The following is an 18,995-nucleotide window of genomic DNA, read 5'->3' as shown; positions in this document are numbered from 1 at the left end:
ATATATATTTTGTCCTCTTTGTGTTTTTTATAAAAAGATTTATTTCAAGTCTGGCTGATATATTTTTATACTTCCGTCACCTTCACTGCTCACTACTAGTAAGCTTCTTTTGGTTGGGCTTTTTGAAGCCGGGATAAAAAGAATTCCTTCTGGCGCATCTCCAGTTTTGACAGTTTGTAAATATTGCGGAGAAACAGGATTTGTAGCGTCATAAACCATAAAAGCGTCAGATCTTTCTAGGCCAACAAATAAAATGTTTTGATTTCCCATTTTTGCTGCAACAACAGCTTCCGGTTCAGAACCTTTATCGTCGCTTCGTTTGTCATCATAAGTTCCTAATTCGTTGGTTTTTTTGTCCACATCATTTTTACTGTCAAAAACAATTTTTCCAGTGTTTCCATTCCAGATTGAGAATGATCTTGCACCAAAACTTACCATTTCGTCTAAATCTCCATCGCCATCAGTATCGCCCATATCAGCAACAAGATTTAATCTTCCTAAATTCGCATCTAGTTTTAAAGTAGCTGCATCAGGGAAAACTGTAGCATCAAGCTTTAAGCTTTTCATACGTTTGATGTCAGTATTAGCTGTATATTCTCTTGCATCTCCTTCATTTGCAGTGACAAAATAAGGTACATTGTTAGCAGAGAAATGACTTATAGCATCAGGCATATACATTCCTTTTACTTTCCACGGATTAAAAGCGATTTTATCATCAAGATCACTAACATCAATAGCATTTTCAGCTGTGTTGTAATCTTTTAAACCTAAAGGATAAATTGCTGTAATTGTTTTAGAAGTTAAATCAACTTTTGCAACACCATTATTTTCTTGTAAAGTTACCCAAGCCGTTTTAGAATCATCTGAAATAGTAATGTATTCTGGTTCAATATCCTGAGCAAAGCTTTTAGCAACTTTTGAAATTCTAAATCCGTCTTTTGCTAATGTTGTGGCCTGACCAGCAAATGAAGCAAAATCAAGTGTTGTAACATTGTATGTACTTGTTTCTATGATAGAAATTGTTCCGTTAGGATCTTGCGAATAATCAGTATTTGGTTCGCCTTCATTAGCTGTCATGATGTATTTTCCGTCAGGAGAAAAAGTAATCATATCTGGCAAAGCACCAACTGTAACTTGTTTGATTAAGCTATAATCTGATGTGTTGAAAACAACAACTTTTCCATTTCCTTGTTTGTTTACAGTTGATTCTAAAGCAACTGCTAGTTTTCCATCAAAAACGGAAACGCTATTTGAAGCACCTTCGTAAGCAGTTAAATCAATTTTTCCGATTTTTAAAGGTTTTGTGGGATCAGAAATATCGATAACATCAATTTGATTTGTACCACTGTTGTTTACAGTGAAAAGTCTTTTTGTTTTTTCACAATAAGCTGAGATTTCAGCGGCAGCTTCACCTCCAATAGTAATAGAACCAATTTCTTTAAAAGTTCCCGGGTTTTCGTTTACAACAACTTCTGGTTCGTTGTTAGAATTTTCATCATTATTACAGCTTGTCATAATAAGCATCACTGTTAATAATGAGATAGTTAATTTTTTCATTTTTTATTAGTTTTTAGTTTCGCAAATGTAATTCCATGATTTCTGCCAAATATTAAGCCTTCATTATTTAATCTTTAACTTAATTTTTGCAGGATATTCTTTGTGAAATTAAGCACGAATTTCAATCAAATGTTTTATAGTCCTAACGAATGCTTATCTTTGCATTTTCTAAATTAGAACCTTTTTTATGTCAACAAATAATAGAAGATTTCCAGCAGAATGGGAAAAACAGCAAGGAATAGTATTGTGTTTTCCGCATAATGGTAACGATTGGCCGGGAAAATATGAAGCTGTTCAATGGGCTTTTGTAGAATTTATAAAAAAAGTAGCCACTTTTGAAACTGTTTTTTTGGTCGTAGCCGATGAAAAACTGAAAGAAAAAGTTGCAGATATGCTTGAAAGAGCACGCGTAAACACTAAAAACGTTTCTTATATAATTCATAAAACAAACAGAAGCTGGATGCGCGATTCGGGGCCAATTATTGTAAAAAATGGTTCTAAAAGAGAAGCGCTTAATTTTAATTTCAATGGCTGGGCAAAATATAAAAATTATCAGCTAGATAAATTTGTACCAGGAAAAATTGCCGATTTTATTGATGTTCCACTAACTCAGGTTATATACAAAGGAAAACCTGTAATAGTTGAAGGTGGTGCAATCGACGTAAACGGAAAAGGTACTTTACTGACTTCAGAAGAGTGTTTAATGCATCCTACAATTCAGGTTAGAAATCAAGGTTTTACAAAAGAAGACTACGAAGCTGTTTTTAAAGAATATCTTGGAGTTACGAATGTAATCTGGCTTGGAGATGGAATTGAAGGTGACGACACACACGGTCACATTGACGATTTATGCCGATTTGTAAATGAAGATACAATCGTAACAATTGTAGAAACGGATAAAAATGATTCAAATTACAAGCCTTTGCAGGATAATTTGAAACGTCTTCAAAATGCAAAATTAGAAAACGGAAAATCTCCAGTAATTGTAGCATTGCCAATGCCAAAACGTGTTGATTTCGAAGATTTAAGATTACCAGCAAGTTATGCTAATTTCTTAATTCTGAATAATTGCGTTTTAGTTCCAACATTCAATGACAGCAATGATCGAGTAGCTTTAAATATATTATCAGAATGTTTCCCTGACAGAGAAGTAATCGGAATAAGTTGTATTGATTTTATTTGGGGATTCGGGACATTACATTGCTTAAGCCAGCAGATTCCGGCTTAACGAAGACCATATAAGTTGATATAAGAAAATTTTAAGATTGTGTTTTAAATGAACTTAAATTACTTTATATGGTTAAAAAACTTTGCGTCTCTGCGGCTTTGCGAGATTAAAAACATAAAAAAACCTTGGTGAAAGCCAAGGTTTTTATTTTTTATATCTCTTCAGATTTATCTTCTCTTCATTGTCTGATAAATGGAGGTAATAATTGACTTGAAACTTCGCCAAAACCAATTCTTACTTCAGCATTTTCGCAAAAACCACGAATAATTACTGTATCGTTATCTTCGATAAACTTACGTTCGCTTCCGTCGTTCATTTTCAATGGATTTTTTCCACCCCAAGTTAATTCAAGCATAGAACCAAAACTATCAGGAGTTGGGCCAGAAATAGTTCCAGAACCCATCATGTCACCAGAATTTACACGACATCCATTAGAAGTATGATGCGCTAATTGCTGTGCCATTGACCAGTATAAGTATTTGAAATTTGATTTCGAAACTATTGTTTCTTCTTGATTTTCAGGTTGTATTGAAACTTCTAAATGAATATCAAACGCTTTTTTTCCTTTTGTCTGTAAATAAGGGAGTGGAGTAGGATCTTGTTTTGGTCCTTTTGTTCTAAAAGGCTCCAAAGCATCCATAGTTACAATCCATGGTGAAATAGAAGTAGCAAAGTTTTTAGCTAAAAACGGTCCAAGAGGCACATATTCCCATTTCTGAATATCACGCGCGCTCCAATCATTCAGTAAAACCATTCCGAAAATATAATCTTCTGCTTCGTAAGTTGGAATATTTTCGCCCATTACATTCACGTCGGTTGTAATAAAAGCAGTTTCCAATTCGAAATCAACTAAACGAGAAGCACCAAAAACTGGCGTGTCGTGTCCTGCAGGCAAAGTTTGCCCCATTGGTCTGTGAACTGGGATTCCTGATGGTACAATTGTAGAGCTTCTTCCATGATATCCAACTGGAATATGAAGCCAGTTTGGCAATAAAGCATTTTCTGGATCGCGGAACATTTTCCCAACATTTGTTGCATGTTCTCTACTTGAATAAAAATCAGTATAATCACCAATTAAAACAGGCAATTGCATTTCGACATCGTCAATATTAAAAATAACAATATCGCGATCTTTTGTTGAATCTCTAAGTTGCGGGTTGGTTTCGTCGAAAATATCAGCAATACGATTTCGAACCAAACGCCATGTTTTTTTTCCGTCAGAAATAAAATCATTTAGCGTGTCCTGCATAAACATATCATCGGTCAAATCTATTCCCTCAAAATAGTTTAACTGTTGTAAAGCCCCTAAATCTATAGCGTAATCACCAATTCTTGTTCCTACTGTAACGACATTTTCTTTAGTAAGAAATACACCGAAAGGAATATTTTGAATAGGGAAGTCGCTATTATCTGGTACTTCTAACCATGATTTTCTTTTGGTATCGTTGGCGGTTATTGGCATGTTAGATGTTAATTATTTGTTGAAAAATTACATGTCAAATATATCATAATCTAACTGTATGACAAACGTTTTTTTGTATTTTTGCATCAAATTAACGAAAAACGAAAAAATGCAACGCGACGAACAAATTTTTGATCTTATCCAAGAGGAAAAAGAAAGACAAATTCACGGACTAGAGCTTATCGCTTCTGAAAACTTTGTAAGTGATGAAGTAATGCAGGCAGCAGGTTCTGTTTTAACGAATAAATATGCTGAGGGTTATCCTGGCAAAAGATATTACGGAGGCTGCGAAGTAGTTGACGTTATTGAGCAAATTGCGATTGACAGAGCTAAAGAATTATTTGGTGCTGAATATGCAAACGTACAGCCTCACTCAGGTTCTCAGGCAAATACAGCTGTTTATCACGCTTGTTTGAATCCTGGAGATACTATTTTAGGTTTCGATTTATCTCACGGTGGTCACTTGACGCACGGTTCTCCTGTAAACTTTTCAGGACGTTTATATCGTCCGGTTTTTTACGGAGTAGATGCTGAAACAGGTCGTTTAGATTATGATAAAATTCAGGAAATTGCAACTAAAGAACAACCAAAATTAATCATTGCTGGAGCTTCTGCGTATTCTCGTGATATGGATTTTGAGCGTTTCAGACAAATTGCTGATAGTGTAGGAGCAATCTTATTTGCTGATATTTCTCACCCAGCAGGTCTTATTGCAAAAGGTTTATTGAATGATCCAATTCCACATTGTCATATTGTTTCTACAACAACTCACAAAACATTAAGAGGACCACGTGGAGGTTTGATCTTAATGGGGAAAGATTTCCCAAATCCACAAGGATTAACAACTCCAAAAGGAGAAATCAGAATGATGTCTTCATTATTGGATTTAGCTGTTTTCCCAGGAAATCAAGGTGGGCCTTTAATGCACATTATTGCTGCTAAAGCGGTTGCTTTTGGTGAAGCGCTTAAAGATGAGTTCTTTACTTATGCAATGCAATTACAAAAGAATGCAAATGCAATGGCTGACGCTTTCGTAAAAAGAGGTTACAATATTATCTCTGGCGGAACTGACAACCACATGATGCTTATTGACTTAAGAAATAAAAACATTTCTGGTAAAGAAGCTGAAAATGCATTAGTAAAAGCTGAAATTACAGTAAATAAAAACATGGTTCCTTTTGACGATAAATCACCATTTATTACTTCTGGAATTCGTGTTGGAACAGCTGCAATCACAACTCGTGGTTTAGTTGAAAAAGATATGGAAACTATTGTAGCTTTAATTGATAAAGTTCTTGCAGATCACACAAATGAGGATCTTATCGAAGAAGTTGCTGAAGAAGTAAACGAATTAATGAGCGAAAGACCGATTTTTGCTTACTAAAAAATAGTTTCAAGTTTAAAGTAAAGTTTCAAGTTTAAAGTTTTGGACCGTTCAAAAGACGGTTTAGAACTTTAAACTTTTTTCGTTCCTAAAAGAACCTGAAATCTGAAACTTGAAACAAAATAAATAAAAGAATATGGGCGTACTAAGATTACAATTGCCAACCGACCCAAGATGGGTAAATATTGTTGAGAAAAACATCGAAGAAATATTGACAGATCACGCTTGGTGCGAGCAAAAAGCAGCAACAAATGCGATTACAATTATTACCAATAATTCAGAGCATCAGGATTTAGTAAAAGATTTATTGGCTTTAGCCAAAGAAGAAATCGATCATTTTGAGCAAGTTCATAATATCATCATAAAACGCGGATTAAAATTAGGACGTGAGCGCAAAGATGATTACGTAAACGAACTATATCAATACATGAAGAAAAGCGGTGACGGAAGCCGTGTTTCAGGCCTTGTAGAAAGATTGTTATTCTCAGCAATGATTGAAGCCAGAAGCTGTGAACGTTTTAAAGTGCTTTCTGAAAATATTCAGGACGAAGAACTAGCAGTTTTCTACAGAGAATTAATGGAAAGTGAAGCAGGGCATTACACAACTTTCATTACTTATGCTCGCAAATACGGAACAGGAATTGACGTTGAAAAACGTTGGAGAGAGTGGCTGGCATTTGAAGAATCTATCATTACCAATTACGGAAAAGGAGAAACGATTCACGGATAATTTTCTTGTTTCTCTTGTATAGAGTTTCAAGTTTCAAGTTTCAGGTTTGTCACGTCTGTCACGTTGAGCAATTCCGATAATTATCGAGAGAAATGCGTTACAATTAGAAACTTTGTGAATCTTTGTAAAATAAAAACGCTTTTGCGAAAGCGAATCAGTATCATAATTGTTCACAAGTTCAAGTTTTTGTTAATCTAAAATCTAAAGTCTACAATCTAAAATTTCCTATATTTGAGAGTAACCAAAATCTCGAACTATGAGAATAGAAATGGACCTGAAATTAGGTTTTAAAGATGTAATGTTTAGACCAAAACGATCAACGCTCAAAAGCAGATCGGAAGTTTCTCTAGAACAAAACTTTAAATTTTTGCACAGCACAGCATCTTGGACAGGAATTCCAATTATGGGTGCTAACATGGATACGGTTGGGACTTTTGAAATGGCTCAGGTTTTGGCAAAAGAAAAGCTTTTTACGGCCATTCATAAACATTATACTTTAGATGAATGGAATAATTTCTTGAAAAACGTAACCCCTGATTTCTATAATTATATTGCTGTAAGTACAGGAACAGGAAAAGAAGATTTTGAGAAAATTGGCCAAATTATTTCGGCAAATCCGTTATTAAAATTTATTTGCATTGATGTCGCAAATGGCTATTCAGAGCATTTTGTTCAGTTTCTAAAGAAAACCAGAAAACAATATCCAGATAAAATTATCATAGCGGGAAATGTAGTTACAGGAGAAATGACGGAAGAACTTCTGTTAGCTGGCGCTGATATTGTAAAAGTCGGAATTGGACCGGGTTCTGTATGTACAACTCGTGTAAAAACAGGCGTGGGTTACCCGCAATTATCTGCAATTATCGAATGTGCCGATGCAGCACACGGTTTAGGCGGTCATATTATAAGTGATGGCGGCTGTACAACTCCAGGTGATGTTGCAAAAGCTTTTGGAGCAGGAGCAGATTTTGTTATGTTAGGAGGAATGTTGGCAGGACATGCTGAAAGCGGTGGAGAACTAATCGAAGTGAAAGGCGAAAAATTCAAACAATTTTACGGTATGAGTTCTAAAACTGCTATGGACAAACATGCTGGAGGAGTTGCAGAATACAGAGCAAGCGAAGGAAAAACAGTTCAGGTTCCGTTTAAAGGTGATGTAATTTATACGGTTTTGGATATTTTAGGAGGAATTAGAAGTACCTGCACTTATGTGGGAGCTTCAAGATTAAAAGAATTGACTAAACGAACGACTTTCATCCGCGTAAGCGAGCAGGAAAATCAAGTTTTTAAAAAATAAATATGATTAAGATTACTGAAGCATTTGTTGAAGATATTGCTAAAATTCAAGAAATTGCACACATAACTTGGCCAATAACGTATGGCGAAATTTTGACCTCAGAACAATTAGATTATATGTTAGATTTAATTTATTCTGATGAGGCTTTAACACGACAAATTCAAAATAAAGAACAGTTGTTTTATTTAATTTCAGATTCAGAATCGATAATTGGTTTTATCGGAATTGAACACAATTATAAAAATGAAGCGATAACTAAAATTCATAAAATTTATCTTTTACCAGAAACACAAGGAAAAGGTTATGGTAAAATAGTTTTTGAAGAAATCGGAAAAATGGCTTTAGAAAATAATTCAAAAGAACTTTTGTTAAATGTAAATCGTTTTAATACGGCTTTGAATTTCTATAAAAAATTAGGTTTCGAAATTACGGAAACGGTTGACATAGAAATTGGAAATGGTTATTTAATGGAAGATTATGTTATGGGAAAGAAACTTTAATTTAACCAAGCGTATTTACACGGAAATTAAAGAAAGTTTTATTGGTTAAATTATATTTTATATTCCAGTAATAACTGCCTCCATCTGCAACATCAGACCATTCCGTTTTCCATTTTTCTTCTTTATTCCTTTTGTAAGGATGATTTGGGTTTTCTCTCCAAAGAAAATTTATATAAATAACTTTTTCACCTTTTTCGTTAAAAATACCAATATATTGTCTATTGTAGTTATTTAAGTTTTCGTGGATTAATGGAGTGAATTTGTTGGTATTGATAACTTCAATATTTTTGTTTAATAAAATTTCTAGTTCGTTGATTTCGTTTGCAGTAGGAGTGAAACGTTTCAAATTATCAAAAAAGTAGCAATCATAATCTTTTGGAAAAATTACTCCAATATTTTTGAATGAAACTATTTTTTGGGAATATGTTATTAGATGAAAGAATAAAAAAAGAAGAATACATATTTTTTTCATTTGATATATTTTTACAAGAATTATTAATTCAGCTCACTACCACATCATGTTTAAACAATAAACCTTTTACTTCATTCAAAGAAAAAATAGCTTTCTTCAGTTTAGTTTTTGATGGATCAATAGTATAATTATAACTCGTTTTGAAATCGGCTTTGTTGGCGATGGCTTTGTCGAATTCTGAACGATATAAATCGCAGTTGTCAAAAATAACATTCGTTAAATCTGCCGACATAAAATCTACCGCTATTAAACTGCAATTCGTAAACGGAGTTCCTTTTATTTTTAAAGTATAAAATTTGGAAAAATCTAAAATACAGTCATTAAACCGAACTTCAAAAATCAGTTTGTCACACATTGCAAAATTCACTTCTTTAATTTCGCAATTATTAAATGTTACTGTTCTAAAAGCAACATAATTTATCTTGGCTTCGCTGAAAATACAGTCGTTAAAAACGCAGTCAATAAAAGTAACAGCGAGAAAGGTACAGGCAGAAAAATTACAATTATTAAAAACGCAACATTCAAAATCCTTGAAATTGAGATCGTCTTTGGCGTAAATAACCGTATTGTATTCTTTATCAAGAAAATATTCGCTTTCTTTTTTCAACTTTGTTCTGATAATTATTTGAGGTTGAAAAGGTAATAATTTGTGCCAAAATATTCGATTTAAAATCTTAAAACATTTTAAAAACCTATCTGCTTTCGTGTAAAAATAATGTAGCTTTACACTTATTTTTAAGCTAAAACATATCAATTTTTATTATATGGAACCAACAAGAAAAGAGCATGATTTTTTAGGAGAATTAGAAATTCCGAATCATTTATACTACGGAATCCAAACTTTTAGAGCGGTAGAAAACTTTAATATTACCGGAATTCCAATTTCAAAAGAACCATTATTTATTAAAGCTTTAGGTTATGTAAAAAAAGCTGCGGCATTGGCAAACAAAGACTGTAATGCAATCGATCCTAAAATTGCAGAAGCAATTTGTTATGGAAGTGATCAAGTAATTTCGGGTAAATTTGATAAAGAATTTGTAAGCGATTTAATTCAGGGAGGAGCAGGAACGTCTGTAAACATGAATGCCAATGAAGTTATCGCGAACATCGGATTGGAATATCTTGGACATAAAAAAGGAGAGTATAATTTCCTTCATCCAAATAATCATGTAAATTGTTCTCAGTCAACAAATGATGCTTATCCATCAGCTTTTAGAATTGCTTTGTATTTAAAAATGGAAAGCTTTATTAAAACTTTTGCAGGTTTAGAAGTTGCTTTCGCTAAAAAAGGCGAGGAGTTCAAAGAAGTTTTAAAAATGGGAAGAACGCAATTACAAGATGCCGTTCCGATGACTTTAGGACAGGAATTTAAAGCTTATGCCACAACAATTGGAGAAGATATTCAACGTTTGAAAAATGCTCAGGAATTACTTTTGGAAATCAATATGGGCGCAACAGCCATTGGAACAAAAGTAAATGCGCCAGAAGGTTATCCGGAAATCTGTGTAAAATATTTGGCAGAGGAAGTCGGAATTCCGTTAACGCTTTCACCTGATTTAATTGAAGCGACAGTTGATACAGGGGCTTATGTTCAAATTATGGGAACTTTAAAGCGTTCTGCGGTTAAGATTTCAAAAATTTGTAATGACTTGAGATTGTTGAGTTCTGGGCCAAGAACCGGTTTAAACGAAATCAATCTTCCTGCGCGCCAGCCAGGTTCATCAATTATGCCTGGAAAGGTAAATCCGGTAATTCCTGAAGTGGTAAATCAGACTTGTTTTTATGTAATTGGCCAGGATTTAACAGTTACAATGGCGGCAGAAGCGGGACAATTGCAATTGAATGTTATGGAACCCGTTATTGCTTTTGCGATGTTTACTTCGTTGGATTATCTTTCAAATGCGATTCAGACTTTAATCGATAAATGTATAAACGGAATCACAGCGAACGTTGATCATTGCTATAATATGGTAATGAACAGCATTGGAATTGTAACGCAATTAAATCCAATTATAGGTTACGAAGAAAGTGCTAGTATTGCCGGAGAAGCTTTAAAAACAAATAAAAGTGTACATCAAATTGCTGTTTTAGAAAGAAAGCTTATTACACAGGAAAAGTGGGATGAAATCTATTCGCTAGAAAATTTGATCCATCCTAAATTTATCACAAAATAGATTTGTTATAAAAAATATCATTACAAGCCTTCATTTATATGACGGCTTTTTTTTATTTCAATTTTGTTGAGATGTTGTTCTAATATGTTGAAAATAAGCTATATATTTACATATGAATTGATTATTGCTTCAAAAAATTAAAACTTTCACATGGTAAAATTTTTAAAAAATAATTATTTTCAGAATACATTTAAAATCTTATGGTTGCTCTTCTTCATTCAATTTAATTTGAATGCTCAAACCGAAATAGACAGTTCAAAGATTTGTCCTCCTAAAACAATATTAGAAATCTTTAAAAAAAAGGATTCAGTTTATGTTGTTAAACCTATAAAAAACAGTTTTTTTCTTGTCATTCCGGCAATTGGTTCCCAGCCTGCAACGGGATTTTTTTATGGTGCTGTTGCACAATATACTTTTAAAGGAAAAGAAAAAGCAGATAAATATTCTATTGCAAATGTTGGAATAACATATACTACAAAAAAACAATGGCTGGTAAATGTCAAAAACAATATTTTGCTGAAAAACAACAATATTTTCTTGAGTGGCGATTATCGTTTGTATATATTTTCGCAGCCCAATTATGGTTTAGGAACAAATATTATTCCGCCTCGACGCAATCAGGAACCCGGCTTCAGTATTGATTCTATTGCAGAACCAATGGATTATAATTATTTCAAATTTCATCAATCCGTTTCTTTTCAGGTTCGTCCAAACTTTTATGTTGGTGGTGGTATTAATATCGATTGGTATTCCAGTATTGTTGATAAAAATCTTGATGTTGCCAACGGAAATTTGACTTATCATTATAATTATAGTCAACAATACGGATTTAATGATAAAGAATATTTTTTGAACGGAATGAGTCTTAATTTAGTTTATGATTCAAGAGACAATCAAGTAAATGCAAGTCACGGATGGTTTGCTAATATTAATTATCGTTTTAATCCGGTTTTGTTTGATAATCAAGATGTAAGTAATGTTTTGTATGCTGAGTACCGAAACTTTATTCCGGTTTCGCAAAAAGATAAAAGATACATTTTGGCACTTTGGACATATGGACAATTTGTTACGAAAGGAAAAGTTCCGTATTTGAATTTGCCAGCAATTGGCTGGGATCAACGCAGCCGAAGCGGGGAGGGTTATACGCAGGGATTATTTAGAGGAACAAATTTGGTTTATCTGGCAACCGAATTTAGATTTCCAATTACCTGTAATCAAATGTTTAGCGGTACCGTTTTTACAAATTTTGTTACTACAAGTAATCCAGATACTAATACAAAGCTTTTTGAATACGTACAGCCGGCTTTTGGTTTCGGACTTCGTATTTTAATAGACAAAGCAACAAGAACCAATCTTATCGCAGATTATGCCTGGGGAAACAATTCAAAAGGCTTTTATTTGAATGCAGGCGAAACTTTTTAATTTTATTTTTTGGAAAGAACTTAAGAAAGAAACTAGTTTCTAACACATAGTTAACTATGTTCATTTAAAATAAATGAAACGCCTTTTTTAAGCATGCTAAATCTATGTTTCTATGTGTTTGAATAAATAGCAGTAAATGAGTTGTTCATAATTAAATCATAATTTTTAACTATTCTGATTTACATTTTTAATGTCAATCCCTATTTTTGTTGTATATCCAAATTTAAATGAAGTTACTAATAGTCGAAGACGAACCAAATCTTTTGTCGATTTTACGAAAAGGATTTGCGGAAAACAATAACGAAGTAAGTGTTGCACTCGATGGCAAAACGGCTATCGAAATGATTCACAATTACCATTTCGACGTTGTAGTTTTAGATGTAATGCTTCCGGATATTAACGGAATCGAAATTTGCAGAAGACTTCGTGCCAGCAAAAATTTCGTACCAATTTTGCTATTAACGGCTTTAGGTACCTCAGAAAACATTGTTACAGGACTAAATGCAGGTGCAGATGATTATCTTGTAAAGCCTTTTAAATTTGGCGAACTCGATGCCAGAGTAAATGCTTTACATAGAAGAGCAAATCAGGATACAGAAAGAATCGATAAAATCATAATTGGTGATTTAGAAATAGACGGAAAAGCCAAATCTGTAAAAAGAGATGGAGAAGCAATTGTTTTGACCGCTAAAGAGTTCAAATTATTGTATTATTTAGCTAGAAATGCCGGCAGAATTGTTTCTCGTGATCAAATTCTGGATAATGTCTGGGATATTAATTTTGATATGAACACAAATGTTGTAGATGTTTATATCAATTATTTGCGAAAGAAAATTGATAAACCTTATAAAATCAAACTGATTCATACTATGAAAGGTTTAGGTTATGTTATACAGCTATAAAATGGATATAAGAAAAAAAATTACGTTCAATTATGTAGCTTTATCGACCTTTAGTACGTTATTGTTATGCATCATTGTTTTTGTTTTATTTAGAGAAAATAACCGTTATCACTTTTTAAAAAGGTTGGAAGATCGTGCTAAAATTGTGGCTTCGATCCATTTTCAAAAAGATCCCGAAAAAATAAAATACTACAGCAATCTAAAAAAAAATGGGCTGGAAGAACTTATTGAAGAAGAAGAATATGTTCTTAAAATAAACAGTGCCAATAGTTTTGATTATAATACAAAACTGAATTTGCCTAACGAGTTTTACACCAACATTCTAAATACCGGAAAAGATTATTTTGAAGTCAATAGCAAGTATTATTTAGGTCAGGTTTTTACAGAAAGTAATCAAAAATATATTGTGATTATTGGTGCGAGAGATCGAAGAGGAAAAACAACGAGTATTTATATTATAAAAATTTTACTTTTTGGCGGTATCGGATTTGTGCTTCTGGCTTTCTTTTTAGGTCGTTTTTTAGCAAAAAGAGTCATTGATCCTGTAGCGAGAATTACAAAAGAAGTAAACCGAATCAGTGCGTCAAACCTTCATAATAGATTGCCTGAGGTCAAAAATTCAGATGAAATTTCAGATCTGACACATACTTTTAATGATATGTTAGATCGATTGGAAACTTCATTTGAAATTCAGGCCAATTTCATAAATAATGCTTCACACGAATTAAAAACGCCAATTACGACTATTATTGCCGAGTCGGAAATTATGCTTTTGAAAGAGCGTCAGGTTTCTGAATATATTGAATCTTTGCAGAATATATACAGTCAAGCTTCAAGATTAGGAAATTTGACAGAAAGTTTACTGAAATTGACTCAAACTGGCTACGATGGGAAAAAACAGGTTTTGGATATTGCCAGAATCGATGAACTCTTATTGGATGTAAAATCTGATTTGGATAAAATTTATCCAGACAACCGCGTGAGCATCAAACTTAATTTTGCGCCAAAAGATTCTAATTTGCTTTTAATTCCGTGCAACAAACCGCTTTTAGAATTGGCAATAAATAATATTATTACCAACGGCGTAAAATATTCTGATAATAATGAAGTTTTTGTAACGCTTTCAGCTAATAAGGAATCGATTAAAATTGCGATCAATGATATCGGAATAGGAATTCCTCCAGAAGATATTCCGCATTTATATGAACCTTTTTTCAGAGGAAAAATTGCAACGAAATATATTGGCTATGGTTTAGGACTTCCTTTGGCATCTAAAATAATTCGCATGCACGATGGCGAAATTCAGGTGCAGTCTGAACAAAATAAAGGAACAATCGTTACCATTATTTTCAATAAATCAAAAATCAAGAAAAACAACATTAAAAATTCTAATGTTGAATCTTAGAAAATTCTAATTTAAGATTAATACCCTTCTAATTTACAGGAAGTTATTTTGTACGTATAAACTAAAAGATTATACTTATGAAAAATATCCTTATACCCACTACTTTAAAAAATGATACAATTTGCGCAGTAAAATCTGCCGTAAACCAAAGCAAAGATTCGGCTTGTGAAATCATTTTATTGATGGTTGCCGAAACTCCGGATTCATTTTCTTCTTCATTTTATTTGCGTGAAATGAAAACCGGACTTACCATCAGTCAGGAAGAAGTTTTGGAAACTTGCAGATATATAGTAGAGCATACGCCAAACTGTAAAATAAAAGTACACAATCAATACGGACTTTCATCGCCAATTTTCAAACGCGTTATTGAGCATTTCTCCGTAAAATTAGTTGTTCTGACTAATTCTTATAAACAAGAAACAAAACGTATTCACCAATATTTGATTCAATTGGCTGGAAATCAAAAATGTCCAATTCTGCATTTAGGAAATGAGAACTTAAAAGAAGATTTCACAAAAGCACTTTATATTGAAAATGGAAGAGCCAATATGCATGTTAAAGATGTGCAGCAATTTTTAAATGAGAATTTCTCATATGAAATTGTAAGTCAGACTTCTAAAATTGATGATGATTACGAAAATCTTGCTCCGTATTTATCTGAAGCAATTTCGAAATATGAAATCGATTTATTAGTTGAAACGCGAAAAGGTGAGAAAATCAAATTCAAAAAGAAGAAAAAAGAAAACATCAATGAAAAACTTGGACTTCCGGTTCTTTCACTATACGAAGAGATGGCGTAAAAAGTGATTAGTTCTTAGTAATTAGTAAAAAGTAATTAGTAAAAAGTAATTAGTAAAAAGTAATTAGTAAAAAGTAATTAGTAAAAAGTAATTAGTGAAAAGTGAATAGTTACAAAAACTAAACATAAAGTGCTAATCACTAAGGACTAATCACTAATCACTAAAAAGAAGAAAACATTAATTTAAAACCGAAAATATGTTATTAAAGAAAAGAATACCAATGAAGTACGTTCTCGGGAAAATTAAAGTAGAAATTGTACTTGTGTTAGCTTACACAATTTTATTTGAGATTTTTCATTACTATTTCATCAATTTGCCCGTAGATATTCCTATTGCAATTCCAACAATGATTGGAACAATCATATCATTATTGTTGGCTTTTAAATCAAATCAGGCGTATGACAGATGGTGGGAAGCCCGAATTGTATGGGGTGCAATTGTAAATGATTCCAGAACATTGATTCGTCAGGTTTTGACATTTTATAAAGATCCTGATTTTTCTGTTGAAGCAAGCGAATTCAAAGAAAATTTCGCAAAAAGACAAATTGCTTGGTGTTATAGTTTAGGGCAGGCGCTTCGAAACAAAGATGCCGTAAAACCGCTAGAAGGTTTGATGAGTGATGAAGAAATTAGATACATCAAAAATCACCAAAACATTCCGAATGCGATTTTAATGTTGCACGGAAGAGATTTGCGAAATGCTAAAAATGATAAGCGATTTAATACATACCAGCAAGTTGAAATCGACAATACTTTATCGCGATTATGTGATCACATGGGTAAATGCGAAAGAATTAAAAACACGATTTTTCCTACTACTTATAGCATGTACATCAGATTGACTCTATGTTTATTTATTCTGTTATTGCCGTTTGGGTTAACGAGTGTATTAAGCTGGTTTGCAATTCCGTTGATTACAGCAATCGGCGCGGCGTTCTTTTTGATAGAAAGAATGGCAATTCATTTGCAAGATCCGTTTGAAAACAGGCCTACAGATACTCCAGTAACTGCAATTGCAAATACAATTGAAAAAAATATTAAGCAAATGCTGAACGAATACCAAAGTGAATTTGATATTCTGAAAGAATTTGATTTAAATGAAGTACCAAAAAAGGCAGATAAAAATGCCTATTATGTTTTATAAAATAATTGACTTGGTTTCTCAATTTGTTCCAGGCAGCGTTTTAATTAGTGGCGCTGTCTGGTTTTTTATTTTAAAGCGAATGTTGTTTAAGTAAATTTCCCAAAGTTTGAATCGATAAACGCAATTCATTTGTCCACGGAAGACCAAAACTCAAACGCATACAATTTGAAAATTGATCCTGAAAAGAGAAAATTCTTCCCGGTGCAATACTAATATTGTGTTTCATAGCCAAATGATAAAATGCTGCTGTATCAATTTTTTTATCCAATTCAACCCAAAGAAAAAATCCGCCTTGAGGCTGGCTGACTTTTGTTCCAGCCGGAAAGGATTCTAAAACTGTATTGATATAATTATTGCAGTTTCGATTTAAAATCTGACGTATTTTTCGGAGGTGATTTTCATAACGGCCATTTTTCAGGAAATCACCAACAACTTCATGCGTAATTGTAGTTGCAGAAATGGTGTGATACAATTTAGTTCGCAATATTTCTTTTTTGAATTTTCCAGGAGAAACCCACCCAACACGATATCCCGGCGCCAATGTTTTAGAAACCGAACTGCAACATAAAACAATACCGCTTTCGTCATAGGTTTTGCAGTTTGTAGGTCGGCTTGCGCCAAAGTACAAATCGCCGTGAATATCATCTTCAATTAATGGGACATTATAAAAATCCATTAAACGTACAATTTCTTTTTTATGTTCGGCTGGCATCATACTTCCCGACGGATTACTGAAGTTGCTCATTAAAACACATGCTTTTACTTTGTTGGTTTTCAGTGTTTTTTTAACAGCTTCCAGTTCTATTCCGGTTGTCATATTGGTTGGAAGTTCCATTACATATAAACCTAAAGATCTAGCCAATTGCAGAATACCAAAATAAATCGGACTTTCAGTAATAATGGTATCTCCGGGTTTTGTCAGCGTTAACAAACAATCAGAAATGGCAGATATACAACCCGGAGTCGTAATAATATCTTCTTCAGTCAAAGAACCGCCCCAAGTAAATGACCAACGCGCAATTTCTTTTCTCAGATTGCTGTTTCCCTGAATTTCCTCATAACTTGTACCGCTGTTTGGCAATTGGCGCATCGCCTGAACCATTCCTTTATTCAGTTTAGCAATTGGCAATAATTCATTTGAAGGAAAACCAAGTGAAAGCATCGTAACATCTTTCACTCCCATGTCGCCATAAACCAAATCAAGCAAATCTTCGCGATCGATATTTTCAACTTTTAAAATTGGCTTGCTTGCAGAAGGTTCTGCAATAACTCTGGCAGAAACATTGCTTACATAATAACCAGACTGAGGGCGCGATTCAATCAGTGATCTGCTTTCGACTTCGTAATAGGCTTTGCTGACTGTACTCATGCTATAGCCAGTTTCGGCACATACTTCTCTTATCGACGGCAATTTGTCGCCAACGTTTAAAAGTCCAGACTTTATCTGCTTTTCAATAACATCTGCAAACTGTAAATACAAGTAATTGGAACTTTTCATAAAATAAACTGTTACGCTGCAATTTACAAAAACTGTATCTGTATTGCTATTTTTTTTTTAAGAAATTTGTCTCAAAATAAAAAGAAGAAATAGAAATCGTGAAAACAACAAAATATTATACTGCCGCGATTACCGCTTATACTGTCTGGGGATTTTTCAGTTTGGTTTTAAGACCAATTCATGATTATCAGTCTCTAGATATATTATTTTTTCGAGTTTTCAGCTGCAGTATTTTAATGCTACTGATCGCTTTTCTTTTTAAAAGAAGCAAAATAAAAGAAACCGTGGGGAGTTTCAGAGCGCTTTCTTCTTCAGAAAAGAAGAAAGCAGTTTTGCTTAACATTGGCGGAAGCTTTTTTTTAATGGCAAACTGGTTCACTTTTATTTATGTAATGAATCATGTGAGCGTTAAAGCAACTTCTTTGGCCTATTTAGTTTGCCCGATTTTAACAACTTTATTGGCTTATTTTTTATTGAAAGAAAAACTGGCTAAAACACAATGGCTTGCCGTAGGATTAAGTATTTTAGGTTGTTTGTTGTTGTCTTATGCAGATATCATGGATATGTTTTTCAGCATCATTATAGGATTAACGTACGCTTCTTATTTAGTAAGTCAGCGAATTAATAAAGGTTTTGATAAATTCATTGTGCTGACATTTCATATTACCTTGGCGGCTTTGGTTTTATTACCTTTTTACCCAGCATACAGCGGACCAGTTCCTACTGAATTTAAATTTTATTTTTTCATTGAAACAATTGCAATTGCGTTTACCATTATTCCGTTGTTTTTGAATTTATATGCGCTTTCAGGGCTTCCATCTTCAACTGTGGGAATGTTGCTAAATATAAATCCAATGATTGCTTTTATGCTCGCGGCTTTTGTATTTAATGAAAAAATCAGCACTTTGCAGATTGCAGCTTATAGTATAATTTTTATAGCGGTGTTAGTTTTTAATTCACATCATATTTTTGCTCTAAAACAAAAATATATCCTGTCATCTAAAGATTCTCAATAAAGTA

General features: G+C 33.2%; 17 protein-coding genes. 12 read left to right on the top strand and 5 right to left on the bottom strand.

Annotated elements, in window-relative coordinates; genetic code table 11:
* Window positions 1-39: 39 nt before the first annotated feature.
* Entirely contained in the window at window positions 40-1,557 is a 1,518-nt protein-coding gene (locus FN795_RS02620) for a choice-of-anchor I family protein (protein ID WP_142449247.1), read from the bottom strand.
* 187 nt (window positions 1,558-1,744) lie between these two features.
* On the opposite strand from FN795_RS02620, the gene FN795_RS02615 reads away from it, so the two are divergent.
* Window positions 1,745-2,785 (top strand): agmatine deiminase family protein, encoded by a 1,041-nt coding sequence (locus FN795_RS02615; RefSeq protein ID WP_142449246.1) that lies wholly within the window; start codon window positions 1,745-1,747, stop codon window positions 2,783-2,785.
* Window positions 2,786-2,963: 178 nt separating this feature from the next.
* Here FN795_RS02615 and fahA read toward each other — a convergent pair whose 3' ends face one another.
* A complete protein-coding gene (fahA, locus tag FN795_RS02610) occupies window positions 2,964-4,247 on the bottom strand; it encodes a fumarylacetoacetase (protein ID WP_142449245.1) in 1,284 nt (427 codons plus the stop codon).
* Between the two features lie 109 nt (window positions 4,248-4,356).
* Here fahA and glyA point away from each other — a divergent pair, with 109 nt between their 5' ends.
* From glyA to FN795_RS02590, 4 genes are all read left to right on the top strand, one after another.
* The gene (glyA, locus tag FN795_RS02605; RefSeq protein WP_142449244.1) at window positions 4,357-5,631 is read left to right on the top strand and encodes a serine hydroxymethyltransferase; all 1,275 of its coding nucleotides are present in this window, start codon (window positions 4,357-4,359) and stop codon (window positions 5,629-5,631) included.
* Window positions 5,632-5,767: 136 nt separating this feature from the next.
* Entirely contained in the window at window positions 5,768-6,361 is a 594-nt protein-coding gene (miaE, locus tag FN795_RS02600) for a tRNA-(ms[2]io[6]A)-hydroxylase (protein WP_142449243.1), read from the top strand.
* Window positions 6,362-6,617: 256 nt separating this feature from the next.
* The gene (locus FN795_RS02595; RefSeq protein ID WP_142449242.1) at window positions 6,618-7,658 is read left to right on the top strand and encodes a GMP reductase; all 1,041 of its coding nucleotides are present in this window, start codon (window positions 6,618-6,620) and stop codon (window positions 7,656-7,658) included.
* A 2-nt stretch (window positions 7,659-7,660) separates the two neighbouring features.
* Window positions 7,661-8,158 (top strand): GNAT family N-acetyltransferase, encoded by a 498-nt coding sequence (locus FN795_RS02590; RefSeq protein WP_142449241.1) that lies wholly within the window; start codon window positions 7,661-7,663, stop codon window positions 8,156-8,158.
* 1 nt (window position 8,159) lies between these two features.
* On the opposite strand, the gene FN795_RS02585 is transcribed toward FN795_RS02590, so the two are convergent.
* Together FN795_RS02585 and FN795_RS02580 are read right to left on the bottom strand one after the other, a co-directional pair.
* Complete coding sequence (locus FN795_RS02585) at window positions 8,160-8,630, bottom strand: hypothetical protein (RefSeq protein WP_142449240.1); 471 nt, start codon at window positions 8,628-8,630, stop codon at window positions 8,160-8,162.
* 28 nt (window positions 8,631-8,658) lie between these two features.
* Window positions 8,659-9,237 carry a pentapeptide repeat-containing protein gene (locus tag FN795_RS02580; RefSeq protein ID WP_142449239.1) on the bottom strand — a complete coding sequence of 193 codons (579 nt, stop codon included), beginning with the start codon at window positions 9,235-9,237 and terminating at the stop codon, window positions 8,659-8,661.
* A 157-nt stretch (window positions 9,238-9,394) separates the two neighbouring features.
* Here FN795_RS02580 and aspA point away from each other — a divergent pair, with 157 nt between their 5' ends.
* The 6 genes from aspA (at window position 9,395) to FN795_RS02550 (ending at window position 16,477) form a co-directional block, all read left to right on the top strand.
* Entirely contained in the window at window positions 9,395-10,804 is a 1,410-nt protein-coding gene (aspA, locus tag FN795_RS02575; RefSeq protein WP_142449238.1) for an aspartate ammonia-lyase, read from the top strand.
* 150 nt (window positions 10,805-10,954) lie between these two features.
* Window positions 10,955-12,226, top strand: coding sequence for a BamA/TamA family outer membrane protein (locus tag FN795_RS02570; protein WP_142449237.1), 1,272 nt, complete (start codon window positions 10,955-10,957; stop codon window positions 12,224-12,226).
* Between the two features lie 227 nt (window positions 12,227-12,453).
* Entirely contained in the window at window positions 12,454-13,128 is a 675-nt protein-coding gene (locus FN795_RS02565; RefSeq protein ID WP_142449236.1) for a response regulator transcription factor, read from the top strand.
* A gap of 1 nt (window position 13,129) precedes the next feature.
* Window positions 13,130-14,533 carry a sensor histidine kinase gene (locus FN795_RS02560; protein ID WP_142449235.1) on the top strand — a complete coding sequence of 468 codons (1,404 nt, stop codon included), beginning with the start codon at window positions 13,130-13,132 and terminating at the stop codon, window positions 14,531-14,533.
* A gap of 77 nt (window positions 14,534-14,610) precedes the next feature.
* Entirely contained in the window at window positions 14,611-15,333 is a 723-nt protein-coding gene (locus FN795_RS02555; protein ID WP_142449234.1) for an adenine nucleotide alpha hydrolase family protein, read from the top strand.
* A gap of 196 nt (window positions 15,334-15,529) precedes the next feature.
* Complete coding sequence (locus tag FN795_RS02550; RefSeq protein ID WP_035644804.1) at window positions 15,530-16,477, top strand: bestrophin family protein; 948 nt, start codon at window positions 15,530-15,532, stop codon at window positions 16,475-16,477.
* Window positions 16,478-16,547: 70 nt separating this feature from the next.
* On the opposite strand, the gene FN795_RS02545 is transcribed toward FN795_RS02550, so the two are convergent.
* Window positions 16,548-17,975 (bottom strand): aminotransferase-like domain-containing protein, encoded by a 1,428-nt coding sequence (locus tag FN795_RS02545; protein ID WP_142449233.1) that lies wholly within the window; start codon window positions 17,973-17,975, stop codon window positions 16,548-16,550.
* Window positions 17,976-18,073: 98 nt separating this feature from the next.
* Here FN795_RS02545 and FN795_RS02540 point away from each other — a divergent pair, with 98 nt between their 5' ends.
* On the top strand, window positions 18,074-18,991 hold the full coding sequence (locus FN795_RS02540; RefSeq protein WP_142449232.1) for an EamA family transporter: 918 nt from the start codon (window positions 18,074-18,076) through the stop codon (window positions 18,989-18,991).
* Window positions 18,992-18,995: the final 4 nt, after the last annotated feature.

This window comes from Flavobacterium resistens (assembly GCF_900182645.1).
GTDB classification, from domain to species: Bacteria; Bacteroidota; Bacteroidia; order Flavobacteriales; family Flavobacteriaceae; genus Flavobacterium; species Flavobacterium resistens.
Note: the sequence above shows the minus strand (reverse complement) of the source record. Positions and strands in the feature narration are given on the sequence as shown.

What these genes read in the sequence shown, in the direction of transcription:
- FN795_RS02620 (WP_142449247.1), bottom strand. Translation starts at nt 1,557, where the DNA reads ATGAAAAAATTAACTATCTCATTATTAACAGTGATGCTTATTATGACA.
- FN795_RS02615 (WP_142449246.1), top strand. Translation starts at nt 1,745, where the DNA reads ATGTCAACAAATAATAGAAGATTTCCAGCAGAATGGGAAAAACAGCAA.
- fahA (WP_142449245.1), bottom strand. Translation starts at nt 4,247, where the DNA reads ATGCCAATAACCGCCAACGATACCAAAAGAAAATCATGGTTAGAAGTA.
- glyA (WP_142449244.1), top strand. Translation starts at nt 4,357, where the DNA reads ATGCAACGCGACGAACAAATTTTTGATCTTATCCAAGAGGAAAAAGAA.
- miaE (WP_142449243.1), top strand. Translation starts at nt 5,768, where the DNA reads ATGGGCGTACTAAGATTACAATTGCCAACCGACCCAAGATGGGTAAAT.
- FN795_RS02595 (WP_142449242.1), top strand. Translation starts at nt 6,618, where the DNA reads ATGAGAATAGAAATGGACCTGAAATTAGGTTTTAAAGATGTAATGTTT.
- FN795_RS02590 (WP_142449241.1), top strand. Translation starts at nt 7,661, where the DNA reads ATGATTAAGATTACTGAAGCATTTGTTGAAGATATTGCTAAAATTCAA.
- FN795_RS02585 (WP_142449240.1), bottom strand. Translation starts at nt 8,630, where the DNA reads ATGAAAAAAATATGTATTCTTCTTTTTTTATTCTTTCATCTAATAACA.
- aspA (WP_142449238.1), top strand. Translation starts at nt 9,395, where the DNA reads ATGGAACCAACAAGAAAAGAGCATGATTTTTTAGGAGAATTAGAAATT.
- FN795_RS02570 (WP_142449237.1), top strand. Translation starts at nt 10,955, where the DNA reads ATGGTAAAATTTTTAAAAAATAATTATTTTCAGAATACATTTAAAATC.
- FN795_RS02565 (WP_142449236.1), top strand. Translation starts at nt 12,454, where the DNA reads ATGAAGTTACTAATAGTCGAAGACGAACCAAATCTTTTGTCGATTTTA.
- FN795_RS02560 (WP_142449235.1), top strand. Translation starts at nt 13,130, where the DNA reads ATGGATATAAGAAAAAAAATTACGTTCAATTATGTAGCTTTATCGACC.
- FN795_RS02555 (WP_142449234.1), top strand. Translation starts at nt 14,611, where the DNA reads ATGAAAAATATCCTTATACCCACTACTTTAAAAAATGATACAATTTGC.
- FN795_RS02550 (WP_035644804.1), top strand. Translation starts at nt 15,530, where the DNA reads ATGTTATTAAAGAAAAGAATACCAATGAAGTACGTTCTCGGGAAAATT.
- FN795_RS02545 (WP_142449233.1), bottom strand. Translation starts at nt 17,975, where the DNA reads ATGAAAAGTTCCAATTACTTGTATTTACAGTTTGCAGATGTTATTGAA.